We start from the raw sequence: 16,378 nt of genomic DNA on the forward strand, positions 1-16,378 counted from the left end.
ATTATGCGTCAGTTTTATGACAGTTTTATGAAAAAAGCACCGGTAAGAACACCGTTTTATAACACTTTTTTGAAGGTGCAAACGCCTTTCGCGCTGGGGTTTTTGCCGGGGCTGTTTATAATCGTCGGATCAGCTTTCCGCACCGAAGGGATCCCATGCGAGTGATTCATACCGCTGACTGGCATCTGGGCCAGTTTTTCTACACCAAGAGCCGGGCCGCAGAGCACCAGGCCTTTCTGGACTGGCTGCTGGCGCAGGCTGAAACCCATCAGGTGGATGCCATCATTGTGGCAGGCGATATTTTCGATACCGGCTCGCCGCCCAGCTACGCCCGCGAGCTGTACAACCGCTTTGTGGTCAGGCTGCAGCAGACCCAATGCCAGCTGGTGATCCTCGGCGGCAACCATGATTCAGTCGCCACGCTGAACGAATCCCGCGAACTGCTGGCCTGCCTGAATACTCGGGTGATTGCCGCAGCCAGCGATGACCCACGTGAACAGGTTCTGCTGCTCAATACCCGCGACGGCCAGCCTGGTGCCCTGCTCTGTGCTATTCCCTATCTGCGCCCGCGAGATATCACCACCAGTAAGGCGGGTCAGTCAGGTCATGAAAAACAGCAAACCCTGCTGGAAGCGATCACCATCCATTACCAGCAGTGCTGGCAGGAAGCGCAGGCTCAGCGGGAGGCGATGGACCTGCCGCTGCCGATCATTGCCACCGGGCATCTGACCACGATGGGCGTGACCAAAAGTGACGCGGTGCGCGATATCTATATCGGCACGCTGGATGCTTTTCCCGCGCAGGCCTTCCCACCAGCAGATTACATCGCGCTGGGACATATTCACCGTGCACAACGCATCGCCAACACTGAACATATCCGCTACAGCGGTTCGCCGATCCCACTCAGCTTTGACGAGCTGGGTAAGGAGAAAAGCGTCTTTCTGGTCGGGTTCACCGACGGCAAGCTGAGCAGCGTGCAACCGCTGAATATCCCGTTATTCCAGCCAATGCAGATGATTAAAGGCTCGCTGGAGGAGATCGAAAACCAGCTGGCGGAGATCCAACCGCGCGAAGATGGCAAAACGGTGTGGCTGGATATCGAAATTGTCACCGGCGCATGGCTGAACGATCTGCAACGTCGTATTCAGGAGATGACGCTGGAACTGCCTGTGGAAGTTGTGCTGCTGCGCCGCAGCCGTGAACAGCGCGAGCAGGCCATTGACCGTCAAAATAATGAAACGCTGAGTGAGCTGAGCGTGGAGGAAGTCTTCACCCGTCGTCTGGCGATGGAAACCGATGAAGAGCCGGAGCGGCTGGCCCGAGCCACCCTGCTGTTCAACCAGACGCTGGCCGAAATTGATGACGAGGAACAGCTGTGAAGATCCTGACGCTGCGGTTTAAAAACCTCAACTCGCTGAAGGGCGAATGGAAAATTGATTTCACCGCCGAGCCGTTTGCCAGCAACGGCCTGTTCGCCATTACCGGCCCGACCGGCGCGGGTAAGACCACGCTACTGGATGCAATCTGCCTGGCGCTGTATCACGAAACCTCCAGACTGGGAAAACTGTCGCAGTCGCAGAATGACCTGATGACGCGCGACACTTCAGAATGCCTGGCCGAAGTGGAGTTTGAGGTGAAAGGCGTGGCCTGGCGTGCTTTCTGGAGCCAGAACCGGGCGCGTGGCGTGGCGGACGGCAACCTGCAGGCACCGCGAGTGGAGCTGGCCCGCTGCGAAGACAACCAGATCGTTGCCGACAAGGTCAAGGACAAGCTGGAGATGCTGACCGCGCTGACCGGGCTGGATTTTGAACGCTTCACCAAATCGATGATGCTGTCACAGGGGCAGTTTGCGGCCTTCCTGAATGCCGATGCCAACAGCCGCGCCGAGCTGCTGGAAGAACTGACCGGCACGGAGATCTACGGCCGCCTGTCGGCCAGCGTTTTTGAGCGACATAAAAATGCCCGTCAGGCACTGGAGACGCTCAAAGCCCAGGCTGGCGGCATGGCTCTGCTGGATAACGAGCAGGTTCAGCTGCTTACCGGCCAGCTGGAGCAAAGGGTGGCAGAGGAGCAGGTACTCACTTCTCAGCATCAACGTCAGCAGGTTTTACTGCAGTGGTATCAACAGTTTCAGGCCATTTCTCAGGCTGTAACCGCTGCCGAAACCGATCGCCTGCAGGCGGAAACCGCCTGGCAGCAGGACAGCGCGCAGCTGGATCGCCTGCTTCAGGCCGAACCGGCGGAAAAGCTGCGCCCGCTCTGGCAGCAGCGCAATCAACAGCAGCAGGATTTGCAGGGGCTGAAAGAGCAGCATCAGCAGTTAACTCAGCAACTGCAGCAGGCTCAGCAACAGCTGGAAGGCTCCACCGCTCAGATGAAAGAGGCGGATGCACAAAGGCAGCAGCATGAGGCAGAACGCCAGCAGCAGGAGACGCTGATTACAGAAAGCGTCCTGCCGCTGGATAACCGCATTGCCTCGCTGGAGCAGCAATGCACTCAGCTGGCGAAAGAAGTGAGTGAGTACCAGCATTCCCTTAGCCGCCGCCGGGCAGCTCTGCAACAAAATCAGCAGGCACAGGCCGAGAAGCAAACAGCACAGCAGCTGAACCAGAAATGGCAGCAGGACAATCCACACTTTGTTCACTGGGGCGAATCCCTGCCGTTGTGGCGCGTCCGCTTTGAGCAGCAGCACCAGAGTGAAGTGGCACTGATTTCGCAGCAGCAACGGCTGACGGAGCAGCAGAAAAATCTGGAACAGCTGCAGGCACAGCTCAGCCAGCTTGAACAGCAGGCTAAACCGCAGCAGCAAGCACTGGATCAGGCGCAAAAACAGTATTCAGAGACTGAGAAAAGCCATCTGGCCCTGCAGCAACAGCAACCGGAAAGCGAACTGCAGGCTGCACTGACCCGTCTCAACCAACAGCGCCCGCTGCGGCAGATGCTGGCGCTGCTCTCGCCACAGTGGCAACAACTGATGCTACGCAGCCAGCGCACCCTTGCCAGCCAGCAGCTTTTACAGCAGCAGTTGCAGGAAGCAGAACAGCAGCTACACATTCTGCGCAACGGCTGGAAAGAGAAGCATCAGCACCAGCAGGATCTGGAAAAACGCTGCGAGCTGGAGCAGCGCATAGCTGACCTTGAGCAGCACCGAGCCCATCTGGAAGCGGATCAGCCCTGCCCGCTGTGCGGCTCCCGCCAGCACCCGGCCGTTAGCGAATATCAGGCCCTGAAGCCTTCAGAAAACCAGCAGCGGCTGGCGCAACTGAAGGCTGAAGTTGAGAAGCTGAAAGACCAGGGCACCACGAAGCGCGAACAGGTGAAAAACCTGCAGTCACAGACGGAGAAACTGCAGCAGGAACAGCTCGAAGCCGGACAGGAAGCCACCACGCTGGGCACTCAATGGCAGACGGCGGTCACCGGACTGGCACAGAGCTTCACGCCGGACGACCAGCAACAGGTGACAGAATGGCTGGCCGCGCAGGATCGGCAGGAAACCACTCTTCAGGCTCAGCTCCTCACCCTGCAGCAGAGCGCACGCACGCTTCAGGAGCGGAAGGATATTCTCAGCCAGCGGCAGAATGAGCTGACCCAACTTCTGCAACAGCAGCAGCTTGCAGGTCAGCAACTGCTTACTCTCCGTCAGGCCCTCAGCGAGCATGAACAGCAGTTAGTGATGGAAAAACAATCGGTTAAGGTACAGCGTGACGCTCTGCAGGCTTCACTGACTGATTACGCCCTGACGCTCCCGGCTCAGGGTGAGCATGAATCCTGGCTCACCGCACGCCAGAATGAATGGCAGCAATGGCTGAAAGCGGAGCGGGCGCTAACTGACCTGCTATCGCAGTTAACCACTCTGGCCACCCAACAGCAGGCGCTGAATGATGAGATCGTCAGCGAACAGCAGCGACTGGACGCTCTGGAAAAACGCCTTAAAACTGAAAAGGATACGCTGAAGGACTGGCGTGAGCAGCGACAAAAGCTGTTCGGTGACCAACTGACCACGGAGGTGCAGCACCAGCTGCGTGAGCTGTCGCAACATCACGCTGAACGCAGCCAGGCGCTTCAGCAGCAGTGGCAACGGCAGCAGAACCAGTTAAATACTCTGACCGGACAGCATAACTCACTATCTGAACAGTCACACGCACTAACCCGTCGCCTTAACGACACCCAGGCAGGCTTTATCGCTGCGCTGGCTTCCGGCAACTTCCCTGATGAAGCGCACTTCCGCGCTGCCCTGCTCGACGAAGAGCAGGCCGCCCGGCTGAGAACATTGCAGAAGCAGCACGACAAGCGCCGTCAGCAAACCGCCGCGCTGCTGGAGCAGGCACAGAAAAATCTCGTTGCCCATCAACAGCAACGTCCGGAAGATTTGCCGGAGGAAGCCGGAACGCTGAGCGATACCGTCGCCGCGCTGGCTCTGCAACTGCGGGAAAATGCCCGCCAGCAGGGCGAGGCCCGCCAGCAGCTGACCAGCGATGCCGCCCGGCGGCAACAGCAGCAAAGCCTGCTGACGCAAATTGCAGAAAATGAGAAGCACGTGGAAGACTGGGGCTACCTTAACCAGCTGATCGGCTCGAAGGAAGGCGATAAATTCCGCAAATTTGCTCAGGGACTGACGCTGGATCATCTGATGTGGCTGGCGAACAATCAGCTTAACCGGCTGCATGGGCGCTATCTGCTACAGCGTAAGTCTCAGGAAGCACTGGAGCTGCAAGTGGTGGATACCTGGCAGGCAGATGCGCTGCGCGATACCCGCACCCTTTCCGGCGGGGAGAGCTTCCTGGTCAGCCTGGCGCTGGCGCTGGCGCTTTCCGATCTGGTCAGCCACAAGACCCGCATTGAATCGCTGTTCCTGGATGAGGGCTTCGGCACGCTGGATGCCGAGACGCTGGACAGTGCTCTGGATGCGCTGGATGCGCTGAACGCCAGCGGCAAAACCATTGGGGTGATCAGCCACGTGGAAGCGATGAAGGAACGCATCCCGGTGCAGATTAAAGTGCGGAAAATTAACGGGCTGGGCTACAGCAGGCTGGACACCCCAACGCCCTGAAGAAGGATAAAACGTCAGATTTTTCAATCCGAATCCTTTTACAGACCATTGGAGTAAAAACCGCGAGATACCTGCTTTAGAATGGTGGCAGCATTGGAAACAGAGTTAACTATCCGGGGTAAAAATGGCATCAGCAAGCTTCATCTCAGGCACGGGCATGGTTCTGCTGGTCGCTCTGCTGGCAGGCTGCCAGACAGCACCGAAAGAGCCGCCGGTGCCGAAGAAACTGCCTGCGCCGACAGCGGAAGAAATGCAGAACGCGGCGGAAAAACAGTGCAGCAAGCCGCAGGGCGTATCGCGGGACGACTGCCTGTATCTGGCGAAACTGCAGTATGGCATTCAGCGTAATTTCTATAACGCGACGCAGTATAAAGGCCGCGAGTGTGCGGTCACCATCGCGTGGCAGAACGGCCGCTACAGCGTGCTGGGCACCGCCGGGGATGAAGTGTTGTGCCTGAAAACCTGGAGCGTGGTCAGCAGTGCGGAGAATTTACCGCCGCCGCCGAAGCAAATGCCACCGAAACTGGTCATTGATTTCAGGCCGCAATAAACCAGCGTGAATAATGCCTGACGGAGGGCTGCCAGCGTCGGGGGATGTTCAGCGCAATCTGGCGGTATTAGCCCGCCAGCTCATGCTGTCGCCACTGGCGGGGACTGATGCCAAACCAGCGGCGGAAAGCCCGCGAAAAGGCGCTGACCTCGGAATACCCCAGCAGCAGCGCCATCTCGGAAATCGGGATCTGTTTCTGCTGCAGATAATGCGTCGCCATCTCACAACGCACCTTATCCACCAGCGAGGTGAAGCTGTGGTTTTCATCACGCAGGCGACGCTGCAGCGACCAGCTGGACAATCCCATCTTATCCGCCACCTCTTCCAGCACCGGTTCACCTTTCAGTAAAACCAGATGCACCTGAGCACGAGCCTGATCGACAATATTCTGCTGCGGAGCGGCGCTGTTCAGGCGGCGGATGGCATCCTGCATCACCATCAGCAACATCGGATCGCTGTCCGGCATCGCACGGGCCAGATCCCGTTTCGGGATCAGCAGCGAGTTGAAGGGCTGATCAAAATAGACTGGCGCATCGAAAACTTTGCAGTGTTCGTGCCACTGAGCAGGACGGGGATGTTCAAAATGCACCTCACGCGGGGCCCAGTTTTTACCGGCCACGTGACGGATCAGGTTCAGAAACATGCCCAGCGTCAGTTCGGCATCCTGGCGACGGCAGAGGATCGCACCGTGACGCACCTGATAATCAAGCCGCCAGCTGTCCCCTTTGTCTACCAGGCGGGTCAGTGTGTCATGCTGGTGCCAGGGAAAAGCATTCACCACGTTGTGCAGCGCCTGTTCCAGCGTGGCGGAACAGAGGCCAACGTAGCCAATCAGACCTAATGACTGTGGTTTAAACTGCTTGCCGTAGTGCAAACCGAAGTTATCAAAACCTGAATATCGCGCCGCCTCTTCCATTACGCGGCAGTAGTTAATCAACCCCAGACTCAGCGTCGGGCTGGCCAGCTGTTCCGGATCGATGCCGCTGACGCCGAAAATCCGGTCAACATCGCCTCCTTTATCGCAGATAAATTCGCTTAACCCGCTGGCGGCGGCGGCCAGCACGCCACGATTGCTGGCCATGCTGGCGTTAAGTGCTGAAGCCATTTCAGGCTGTTTGATCAAACCGGTTTCCATCATCATCGCCCCCGCTGCAGAATACATCCCATAACAGGAGCAATTTTCATACCAGATCAGGCACCGACCGGTAGTTCTGAAGTTTCCAGATAGCGGCGGCACAGGCGTACCGAGTGATCGGCCCACTGCGGCCCCAGGCTGATGGCCATTTCGGTCTCGGCATGCGAGCCAGCCCACGCCAGCAGCTGGATACGGCGCTGGATCAGCAGTGTGGGCACCAGCGCCATCTCTTCATCAGTGATATGCGCGACCTGCTCATAGCCGGTGATCCAGTTATCCACCCAGTCGGCTGCACGAGGATGGTGCTCCACGAAACTGATTGCTGCCGCAAGATCGTGCAGATACCAGCCCATGCCGCAGTCGTCAAAGTCGATCACCCGCGTTTCCCCCTTGTGGAGCAGCAGGTTGGTGAGGCGAAGATCGGCGTGGATCAGCCCATAACGCGAAGAATCTTTGCCAAACAGCTGCAGTTCGCTGCCCACGCGGGCGATCGCCTCTTCAACGATCGAATGATCTTCCGTTCGCAGGTTCGGGGCATCACGCCAGTCTCCCCAGTGGCTCTGCGGGCTGACCATAGTGTGATGATCCCAGATGATGCGCTGAAAGCCTGCCGGTTTTTGCCAGCTCTTGCTGTGCCGATGAAGCCGGGCAGTAATGTGCCCCAGCTGCTGAAAAGCGCGCGGATCAACATCGGTGGTCGGCATATCCCCTTCGATCCAGTCGAACAGCACGGCATAGCGCACGCCGTCGCCTTCCAGCGGCAAACCTTGCACGGTTTTCCCCTCACTATCAGGCACCGCCTTTGGCACCACAATCCCCGTTTCGCGCAGTGCATCCAGCCAGTTCAGCTCGCTTTCGATATCCGCACGCTCGTGATAGTTGCCGCGATGCAGACGCAGCGCGTAACGTTTGCCGCCCGCTTCCAGCAGGAAGGTGGCATTTTCAGAACGGCAAAGCAGGCTGAGCTTGCCCTGCAAAGCAAACGGGTAGCGGGTGAGCGCGCGCTGAGCAAGTTTCAGCAGTGCAGTGTTATCCAGGTCATCATATTGCTGTGCAGTCATAGTCTGGCTCCAGAATGGATTGGCTGTCGGTTCCCCGCCTTGTGTTACCAGCATGGCGTCGCCTGCTTTGAACCGCTTGACCGCAGACGACCCTCTTTTGACTTTAGCGTGCATCTGGCACTTTTCTTGCGTCTGAGTTGACTGCAGAGCACAAAAATCATTACGCCAGCGTCAAGTTTCCCCCCGATACCGGCTGCATTATCGACTGACAATAAAATTCATGACGGGGATATCGGTATGACAAGCAAGCTAAAGCCCACTCTGGGCACAATACATCTGTGGGGCATTGCGGTAGGTCTGGTGATTTCCGGTGAGTACTTTGGCTGGAGTTACGGCTGGGGCGTGGCAGGCACGCTGGGCTTTCTGGTCACCACGGCGTTAATCGCCACCATGTATACCTGTTTTATTTTCAGCTTTACTGAACTGACCACCGCCATCCCACACGCGGGCGGTCCGTTTGCCTACAGCCGCCGCGCCTTTGGCGAAACCGGTGGTCTGATTGCCGGGATGGCAACGCTGATTGAGTTTGTTTTTGCGCCACCGGCTATCGCCATGGCTATCGGGGCCTATCTTAACGTGCAGTATCCGGGGCTGAACCCAAAATACGCCGCGGTGGGAGCCTATCTTGTCTTTATGACGCTGAATATACTGGGTGTGAAGCTGGCAGCGATGTTTGAGCTGGTGGTGACCGTGCTGGCAGTACTTGAGCTGCTGGTGTTTATGGGCGTGGTGGCACCGGGCTTTAGCATCACCAATTTTGCGGCTCACGGCTGGTCAGGCGGCGAACACTTCGGTCTGCCTGCCGTTTCCGGTATTTTCGCGGCCATTCCGTTTGCCATCTGGTTCTTTCTGGCTATCGAGGGGGCTGCGATGGCCGCCGAAGAGGCAAAAGATCCGAAACGCACCATTCCAAAAGCCTATATCACCGGCATTCTGACTCTGGTGGTGCTGGCGATTGGCGTGATGCTGATGGCTGGCGGCGCGGGCGACTGGCGCAAACTGTCCGACATCAACGATCCGCTGCCGCAGGCGATGAAAATGGTAGTGGGTGAAAATTCGGGCTGGATGCATATGCTGGTGTGGATTGGCCTGTTCGGCCTGCTCGCCAGCTTCCACGGCATTATCCTCGGCTATTCGCGCCAGTTCTTTGCGTTGTCCCGTGCCGGTTATCTGCCTGCAGGTCTGGCAAAACTGTCACGCTTCCGGACGCCGCACCGGGCGATCATTGCCGGTGGCGTTATCGGGATTGCCGCCATTTTCAGCGACAGCTGGATTAACCTGCAGGGCATGACGCTGACAGCCGCGATGATCACCATGGCCGTGTTCGGCGCTATCGTAATGTACCTGATGAGCATGCTGAGCCTGTTCCGCCTGCGCCGCACGGCTCCGGAACTGGAACGCACCTTCCGCGCACCAGGCTATCCGATTGTGCCGGGCATTGCGCTGGTGCTGGCGTTTGTCTGCCTGATTGCGATGCTGTGGTTTAATGCGGTGATTGGCGGCCTGTTCGTGGCCTTTATGGTCGCGGGATACCTCTATTTCCTGATGACCAAAGGCCAGCGTGCCAGTGCCCCACGCGATGCAATGCTGTTAGGGGATTAAGCGAGAAGCCGACAGGCCAAAGTCAAAACGGTTTTGATGATAGTCAGCGGTAAGGTGCGTCTCCGACGGGACGCCGGGAATCCCTCCCTGGAGGCTTGGTTGCCGCGTCCATGCGGCAAACATCCGACGGAGACGCACCTTACTGCCTCCCAAAGCATCAGAGACGCCATCGATCTTTCAAAAAAAATACGCTACTGCGGCCACAGCCATGCCGCACCACGCACGCCGCTGGAGTCGCCATGTACCGCCTGGCGGATCGGCGTTTCACACTCGCCGCCGAATACCCATTTTTTGATCAGTAGTGGCACGGTCTGGTAAAGACGATCGACGTTGCTCATTCCTCCTCCCAGAACGATCATGTCCGGATCGAGAATATTGACGATATGCGCCAGCGATTTCGCCAGGCGCAGCTCGTAACGGCTCATCGCCAGCTCGGCCACCGGATCCTGCTGTTCCACCAGCCTGATGATCTCCGCGCCTTTCAGTTCCACACCGCTCAACCGATGGTAATCCGTTGCGAAGCCAGTGCCGGAGATAAAGGTTTCGATACAGCCCTCTTTGCCGCAGTAACAGGAAACCTCATCACGATAACGCAGTTCATCTTCATCCATCCACGGCAGTGGGTTGTGACCCCACTCGCCCGCGTTGCCGTTACCACCGATATGGGACTGTCCGTTCAGCGCCACTCCAGCACCACAGCCAGTACCGATGATCACCGCAAATACCGTCGCCTTACCCGCTGCCGCGCCATCCACCGCTTCGGAAACGGCCAGGCAGTTGGCGTCATTGGCAATCCGCACTTCCCGGCCCAGCATTTTTTGCAGATCTTTGTCCAGCGGCTGACCGTTCAGCCAGGTGGAGTTAGCATTCTTCACCCGCTGTGTGTAAGGCGAAATCGTGCCGGGGATGCCGATGCCCACACTGCCCTGCTGACCGGTTTTCTCTTCCGCCAGCCGGACCAGCCCGACAATCGCCTCTGTGGTTTTCTGATAATCATCCCGCGGTGTGGCCACGCGGTAGCGGAACAGGGTCTCGCCCTCATCAGAGAGCGCAATCACTTCGATTTTAGTACCACCCAGGTCAATACCGATACGCACTTGTTATTCCTAATTATTCTGCTCTCAGCTTCTTACCATAGAAGGCCACAGGCGGAAAGGCAATGAAACCCCGCCGCCGATTCGCTATCATGCGCGCTGACTTTGAATTAGCGCGACTCAAGCGCCCGGAGAGGGAAAGCAGCATGCTGTGGTTTAAAAATTTGATGGTATATCGTCTGAATCGCGAGATTCCGCTGGCGGTGGACGAGATGGAAAAACAACTCGATGCATTCACTTTCACTCCCTGCGGCAGCCAGGACATGGCGAAGACCGGCTGGGTGTCACCGATGGGACGTTACTCCGATGCGCTGACCCACGTGAATAACGGCCAGATCCTGATCTGCGCCCGTAAAGAAGAAAAAATCCTGCCTTCCCCGGTGATCAAACAGGCACTGGAAGCCAAAATCGGCAAGCTGGAAGCGGAACAGCAGCGCAAGCTGAAGAAAACCGAAAAAGACTCGCTGAAGGATGAAGTGCTGCACAGCCTGCTGCCACGCGCCTTCAGTCGCTTCAGCCAGACCTTCCTGTGGATCGATACCGTCAACAACCTGATTATGGTCGACTGCGCCAGCGCCAAAAAAGCGGAAGACACGCTGGCCCTGCTGCGTAAGAGCCTGGGGTCGCTGCCGGTTGTGCCGCTGACGCTGGAAAGCCCTATCGAGCTCACCATGACCGAATGGGTGCGTTCAGGTGAAACACCCGCCGGTTTCGCACTGATGGATGAAGCCGAACTGAAAGCGCTGCTGGAAGATGGCGGGGTGATCCGTTGCAAGAAGCAGGACCTGGTCTGCGACGAAATCGCTAACCATATTGAAGCGGGTAAACTGGTGACCAAACTGGCGCTGGACTGGCAGGAGCGCGTACAGATGTTGCTGTCTGATGACTGCTCACTGAAACGCCTGAAGTTTGCCGATACCCTGCGCGAGCAGAATGATGATATCGATCGGGAAGATGTGGCGGCCCGTTTTGATGCCGACTTTATCCTGATGACCGGCGAACTGGCCGCGCTGATCGCCAATACCGTTGAAGCTCTTGGCGGCGAAGCACAGCGTTAATCTCTGGCGGGCCGTCTGCACGGCCCGCTTTCACATCACTCTTTCAGGTAGCGGCACAGATAAGAGGAAGGCTCTGCAACCTGCAGATGAAACTCGCTGTGACCCGGTACGTTAAAGATCTCGCCCGGACCATAGTGTTTCCACTCTGCTTCACCCGGCATCAGCACTTTCAGCGAGCCGCTGACCACAGTCATCTCTTCCGGCTGGCCGGTGCCAAACGTATATTCCCCTTCCGCCATCACGCCCACGCTGGCGCGCCCGGTACTGGCACTGTCGAAACCAATTGATTTCACTTTTCCGTCGAAGTACTCACTGACGTTGAGCATATAAATATCCTTAGAATCAGAGACAAAGGTAAAAGAGCAGTGTAAAAGTACCGAGGTTCTCTCGTTTACACCAGCAAATCTGCTGCCAGTCTGGCGATCAGCACATTAGACAGCAGCACAGGGATCCCCAACAGCTTTTGTAAAAAATCTCGGTGCCGCTGATGATAACCGAGGCAGTCCAGCACCAGCACGTCCGCGCCCTGCTCCTGCAGCTGCAGGGCGGCATCAATCAGGTCGTCCTCGCTGGTCTTCCAGGGGTTAGCAACGGCAAAATGCGGTTTTGAAGCCAGCGTCCGCCATTTGTAAGCCTGCTCGCCAAGATACTCTTCACGAGCCACCATAATCCCAACCTGATGCCCGCCGGTGATGGCATCCACCAGCGGCGGCAAAATGCGGTAGGGCTCGAGTAAAACAGCGTTATCCGTCACGAGATTTTTATACTCGCCGCTGCACAACATCAGAATTGTTTCAAACCCTTGATGCTCAAGTTCTTTGATCAGATGCTGCAGGGCGGCTTCCACCCTGGCAGCCGACAGTAACACATACGATCCATCTTCGATGTGCGTCATCGCCACTTTTTCGCCCGCGACCGGGGCATAACGTTGCTCAATTTCTTCGGGGGTGAGACCGTCCAGCAAGCCAAAATGGGCAATTTGTTCTTCCGGCAGATGCTCCAGCAGCAAAGGATGAAGATCATCCCGGGGCGCAACGCCCAGCGTTAAGGTTGCCAGCGTGTTTTTCATCGTTTTACTTTCCGCAAAATTCACTGAGGCGAGAGCACTCTCAAGGTGCCCACCGCCGCTGTGAACGGGTGCAACGAATACAGAAAGCATAGCATCTGCCCCTGAAAGGAGCGGGGATTCACGGGGAGTCAGAGGATTATTCAGAAAATCGTTCAATGGTCTGTCCAGTCAGGCCTGCAGCGGCATTAAAGCAGTTGATAATAAGTACCTGTGCGAAAATATGATGATGGCTGGCTGCGGTCAAGCGCTAATCTTCAGGTAAGGCCTGCCGCGAAATTATGGCCTGTAAGGAGGATTAAATAGAGAGGATTCAGCGGCTTCCCTGCCGCGCGGAATTATTCTTTTGACTGGTCTTCATATCGCGCTTTGGCGTCGATTGCTTCCTGCTCCGTTTCATGCTCACTGATCAGCGTGTCCGGTTTAGGATGGTCGGCCCGCAGCTCGTACCAGGTTACTGATTTGCCCGGAGCGCCTTTCTCTACCGGGTTGATGTGTGCTTCACGAGGATAGGGCGGTCTGCCTGGCATACTTTTTCCCTCCAGTAAGAAATTTTCAATTATCCGTCCGGCAACGGGCCGGACAACCTGCGTGACTTAAGTATAGACAATGACTGAAATTTCTCAGGAAGGGGGGATAAATCGGGCAAATCTTAAAAACACGGGCGGCGAGCTACCGGCCTCGTCCGAAGGATGAGTCAGCTTGCGCGGGCAAGGGCCAGGATATTGATAATATCTTCCACCACACTATCAGGATGCTGCATGGCATTGATCACGTAGTGCGAGGCTTCCTGATAAAGCGCGTCACGGGCTGCCAGAACCTCAACCATTTCATCGGCAATCGGGCGGCCGGTCAGCGTCGGACGCTGCTCCTGCTCCGGATAGGCTTCCAGGCGGGCAGCCAGCACGCCCGCTTCGGCGTTCAGGTAGATTACCTGCCCCTGCTCGCGCATGTAGTTGCGGTTTCCCACCGCCAGAACCATACCGCCGCCGGTCGCAATCACCGTGGCCGGTGCGGTAACAGCCTGCAGAGATTGTGATTCACGATGACGAAACCCATCCCAGCCCTCTTCTGCCACGATATCCGCGACGGTGCGACGGGTCGTTTGCTGAAGGTGACGATCGGTGTCGCTGAAGGCGTAGCCCAGAGCGGTAGCCAGCGCCTGCCCTACGGTTGTTTTCCCGCAGCCACGCGCGCCGATCAGATAAATGGGTAAAGACATAACAGCCACTTCCTCAGCCTGATTGCCCCGGGCATCCCCGCGACGACGGACAGATAATGATTAACTTTGCGTCGCATCATACCGATTATTCGTTTCCATCACCAGTAGTCACTTTTTCTTTACACCACAACGATCGCAAAAACGGCTTATCCTGATGTTTTAAAAGGGTAATAAGGTGTAATTTTTTATTTACACTCCATTTAACTTTCGCCAGATTCTGGCAACATTTACTTACCCGAAGCCCGTTTACTTTCTATTGTTCTGCCCCAAAATAGAGTTTATCGCCCGTTTTGGAGGATTACCTATGCAGAGCGAAGAACAACAGTTAATTGAAAGCCTGTTTGGCCGTTTAAAACAGGCAGAGACTCAGTCCGGCCCGCGGGATGCCTCAGCGGAAAGATTGATCCAACAGCAGCTGCAGCAGCAACCGGGCGCACCTTATTACATGGCTCAGGCGATCATTATTCAGGAAGCGGCTATGAAGCAGCTGAATAATCGCGTCAGTGAGTTGGAGGCTAAACTGGCCCAGTCGCAACAGCAGCAGCCCCAGCAGAGCAGCGGCGGTTTTCTCTCCGGCCTGTTTGGCGGCGGACAGCGTCAGCAGCCGCAACAGCCTCAGCAATCTTCCCCGTGGGGAAGCGCGCCGGCTCAGCAGCAGCCGGCCTATTCTGCACCACCGGCAGCAGCACCTGCTACGACACCTTCAGCAACTCGCGGCTTCCTGGGCGGTGCGCTGCAGACTGCGGTGGGAGTGGCTGGCGGGGTAGTGATGGCCGATATGCTGACCAGCATGTTCCATCACTCGCAGCCCGAAGAGATTGTAAACATTATCAACGAACCCGCGATACCGCAGGAGAACTTTGATAATAATCTCGATACCTTTAACGGTAACAGCAACGACAGCCAGTTCCTGAATCAGGACGCTGGTCTGCAGCAGGATTACGGTAACAACGATTACGGTGATTTTGGTAATGACGGCTTCGACAGTGATGATTTTGGCGACGACGACAGCTTCGTCTGATCCTGCGATCCCCTTCAGTCAGCCATGACCGGGCACGCTGTCCGGTCAGTTTCCCGCCTTACTTCTTGCTTTTCTGCGCCTGTAACCATTTATCCAGCTCGTTGGCAAACTGCTGACGATCGCGCTGATTAAGCGCAGGTGGCCCGCCAGTCTGCAAGCCGCTGGCCCGCATGGTATCCATAAAATCACGCATGGTCAGACGCTCACGGATAGTCGCTTCACTGTACCGCTCGCCGCGTGGATTCAGCGCCACGGCGCCCTTTTCCATCACCTCCGCCGCCAGGGGAATATCGGCGGTGATCACTAAATCCCCCGCTTCAGCCCGGCGCACAATTTCATTGTCGGCCACATCAAACCCAGCAGGCACCCGCAGGGTGCGCAGAAAACGTGATGGCGGCACGCTCAGCGTCTGGTTAGCCACCAGAGTCACCATCATTTGCTCACGATCCGCTGCGCGATAGAGCACTTCTTTAATCACTTTCGGGCACGCATCGGCATCCACCCAGATTGGCATCGCCACTTCCTTTTTACTTTGAGACGGGAATACGGGTGATCTTGCCGTTCTTTTCAGGAATGGCAATATTTAATCTGACCTTCCGATCAAAAGCCGGTGTGCAACCGGCCGATTAAGCATTGCTGATGCTGGAATAAGGCGGGAAATGACGTAAGCTGGACACAGATGAAAACTGAAAACAGGTATGACGATGGACAAAAAAATCGGCTTCATTGGCTGCGGCAATATGTCAAAAGCCATTATCGGTGGGCTGGTATCGGCCGGTCAGGTGAAAGCAGAAAACATCTGGGTTTATGACCATAAACCCGCCACCAACCAGGCAATGCATGAACAGTACGGCATTACTCCGGCCGCCAGCGCGGAAGAAGTGGCAAAGCAGGCCGATATCCTGTTTGGTGCAGTGAAACCTAACGTCATTCTTAACGTGCTGAAGGACGTTTCCGGCAGCCTGAGCAAAGAGACGGTGGTGGTCTCTATCGCCGCTGGCGTAACGCTGGACTCCCTGGCCAGCGTGCTTGGTCATGACCGCAAGCTGGTGCGCGTGATGCCAAATACACCGTCGCTGGTCAACGAAGGGATGACTTCAATCACCCCTAACGTACTGGTGACCAAAGAAGAGGCGGATGAGATCGTAGAAATCTTTAATGGCTTCGGCAAAGCCGCACTGGTGCCGGAATATATGATCCACGCGGTAGTTGGTGTGAGCGGGTCCGCCCCGGCTTATGTGTTTATGTTTATTGAAGCGATGGCCGACGCTGCCGTCCTTGGCGGGATGCCACGTGCTCAGGCCTATCAGTTTGCTGCCCAGGCGGTAAAGGGCTCGGCGCAAATGGTGCTGGAGACCGGCAAACACCCTGGCGAACTGAAAGATATGGTTTGCTCACCTGGCGGCACCACCATTGAAGCGGTGAAAGTGCTGGAAGCGAAAGGATTCCGCTCGGCGGTGATCGAAGCGATACAGCAGTGCATGGCTAAATCAGAGAAGATGAGCAAAGCGTAACGCTT

The 16,378-nt window shown here is 56.6% G+C and carries 15 protein-coding genes; 7 read left to right on the forward strand and 8 right to left on the reverse strand.

Features of this window, described 5'->3' with window-relative positions; all coding sequences use genetic code 11:
* The first annotated feature begins 155 nt into the window (after positions 1–155).
* The 3 genes from sbcD to AC3Y5R_RS16940 all read left to right on the forward strand — a co-directional run bounded on the left by sbcD (position 156) and on the right by AC3Y5R_RS16940 (position 5,600).
* Complete coding sequence (gene sbcD / locus AC3Y5R_RS16930; protein ID WP_489922284.1) at positions 156–1,379, forward strand: exonuclease subunit SbcD; 1,224 nt, start codon at positions 156–158, stop codon at positions 1,377–1,379.
* The gene (locus AC3Y5R_RS16935; RefSeq protein ID WP_489922285.1) at positions 1,376–5,050 is read left to right on the forward strand and encodes an AAA family ATPase; all 3,675 of its coding nucleotides are present in this window, start codon (positions 1,376–1,378) and stop codon (positions 5,048–5,050) included. Before sbcD ends, AC3Y5R_RS16935 begins: the two co-directional genes overlap by 4 nt.
* A gap of 124 nt (positions 5,051–5,174) precedes the next feature.
* Entirely contained in the window at positions 5,175–5,600 is a 426-nt protein-coding gene (locus AC3Y5R_RS16940) for a cell envelope integrity TolA C-terminal domain-containing protein (RefSeq protein WP_489922286.1), read from the forward strand.
* A gap of 67 nt (positions 5,601–5,667) precedes the next feature.
* On the opposite strand, the gene qhpR is transcribed toward AC3Y5R_RS16940, so the two are convergent.
* A complete protein-coding gene (gene qhpR / locus AC3Y5R_RS16945) occupies positions 5,668–6,735 on the reverse strand; it encodes an AraC-like transcriptional regulator QhpR (protein WP_489922341.1) in 1,068 nt (355 codons plus the stop codon).
* Between the two features lie 56 nt (positions 6,736–6,791).
* Entirely contained in the window at positions 6,792–7,796 is a 1,005-nt protein-coding gene (locus AC3Y5R_RS16950) for a phosphotransferase enzyme family protein (RefSeq protein ID WP_489922342.1), read from the reverse strand.
* A 237-nt stretch (positions 7,797–8,033) separates the two neighbouring features.
* Here AC3Y5R_RS16950 and eat point away from each other — a divergent pair, with 237 nt between their 5' ends.
* On the forward strand, positions 8,034–9,398 hold the full coding sequence (eat, locus tag AC3Y5R_RS16955; protein WP_489922287.1) for an ethanolamine permease: 1,365 nt from the start codon (positions 8,034–8,036) through the stop codon (positions 9,396–9,398).
* 191 nt (positions 9,399–9,589) lie between these two features.
* Here the strand turns inward: eat and mak are convergent, their stop codons facing one another.
* Positions 9,590–10,495, reverse strand: coding sequence for a fructokinase (gene mak / locus AC3Y5R_RS16960; protein WP_489922288.1), 906 nt, complete (start codon positions 10,493–10,495; stop codon positions 9,590–9,592).
* Between the two features lie 143 nt (positions 10,496–10,638).
* Between mak and rdgC the strand changes: the two genes are divergently transcribed.
* Positions 10,639–11,550, forward strand: a complete 912-nt coding sequence (gene rdgC / locus AC3Y5R_RS16965) for a recombination-associated protein RdgC (protein ID WP_489922289.1) — start codon at positions 10,639–10,641, stop codon at positions 11,548–11,550.
* Between the two features lie 35 nt (positions 11,551–11,585).
* Here rdgC and ppnP read toward each other — a convergent pair whose 3' ends face one another.
* From ppnP to aroL, 4 genes are all read right to left on the reverse strand, one after another.
* Positions 11,586–11,876: a pyrimidine/purine nucleoside phosphorylase gene (gene ppnP / locus AC3Y5R_RS16970; RefSeq protein WP_489922290.1), complete on the reverse strand. Its 291-nt coding sequence runs from the start codon at positions 11,874–11,876 to the stop codon at positions 11,586–11,588.
* A gap of 65 nt (positions 11,877–11,941) precedes the next feature.
* Complete coding sequence (locus tag AC3Y5R_RS16975) at positions 11,942–12,619, reverse strand: AroM family protein (protein WP_158785332.1); 678 nt, start codon at positions 12,617–12,619, stop codon at positions 11,942–11,944.
* 335 nt (positions 12,620–12,954) lie between these two features.
* The gene (locus tag AC3Y5R_RS16980) at positions 12,955–13,146 is read right to left on the reverse strand and encodes a YaiA family protein (RefSeq protein WP_158783360.1); all 192 of its coding nucleotides are present in this window, start codon (positions 13,144–13,146) and stop codon (positions 12,955–12,957) included.
* 167 nt (positions 13,147–13,313) lie between these two features.
* Positions 13,314–13,838 carry a shikimate kinase AroL gene (aroL, locus tag AC3Y5R_RS16985; protein WP_489922291.1) on the reverse strand — a complete coding sequence of 175 codons (525 nt, stop codon included), beginning with the start codon at positions 13,836–13,838 and terminating at the stop codon, positions 13,314–13,316.
* A 304-nt stretch (positions 13,839–14,142) separates the two neighbouring features.
* On the opposite strand from aroL, the gene AC3Y5R_RS16990 reads away from it, so the two are divergent.
* Entirely contained in the window at positions 14,143–14,859 is a 717-nt protein-coding gene (locus tag AC3Y5R_RS16990) for a DUF2076 domain-containing protein (protein ID WP_489922292.1), read from the forward strand.
* Positions 14,860–14,917: 58 nt separating this feature from the next.
* Here the strand turns inward: AC3Y5R_RS16990 and AC3Y5R_RS16995 are convergent, their stop codons facing one another.
* Positions 14,918–15,373: a YaiI/YqxD family protein gene (locus AC3Y5R_RS16995; RefSeq protein WP_489922293.1), complete on the reverse strand. Its 456-nt coding sequence runs from the start codon at positions 15,371–15,373 to the stop codon at positions 14,918–14,920.
* A gap of 190 nt (positions 15,374–15,563) precedes the next feature.
* Here AC3Y5R_RS16995 and proC point away from each other — a divergent pair, with 190 nt between their 5' ends.
* A complete protein-coding gene (proC, locus tag AC3Y5R_RS17000; RefSeq protein WP_489922294.1) occupies positions 15,564–16,373 on the forward strand; it encodes a pyrroline-5-carboxylate reductase in 810 nt (269 codons plus the stop codon).
* Positions 16,374–16,378: the final 5 nt, after the last annotated feature.

Source organism: Erwinia sp. 009765445 (assembly GCF_058137865.1).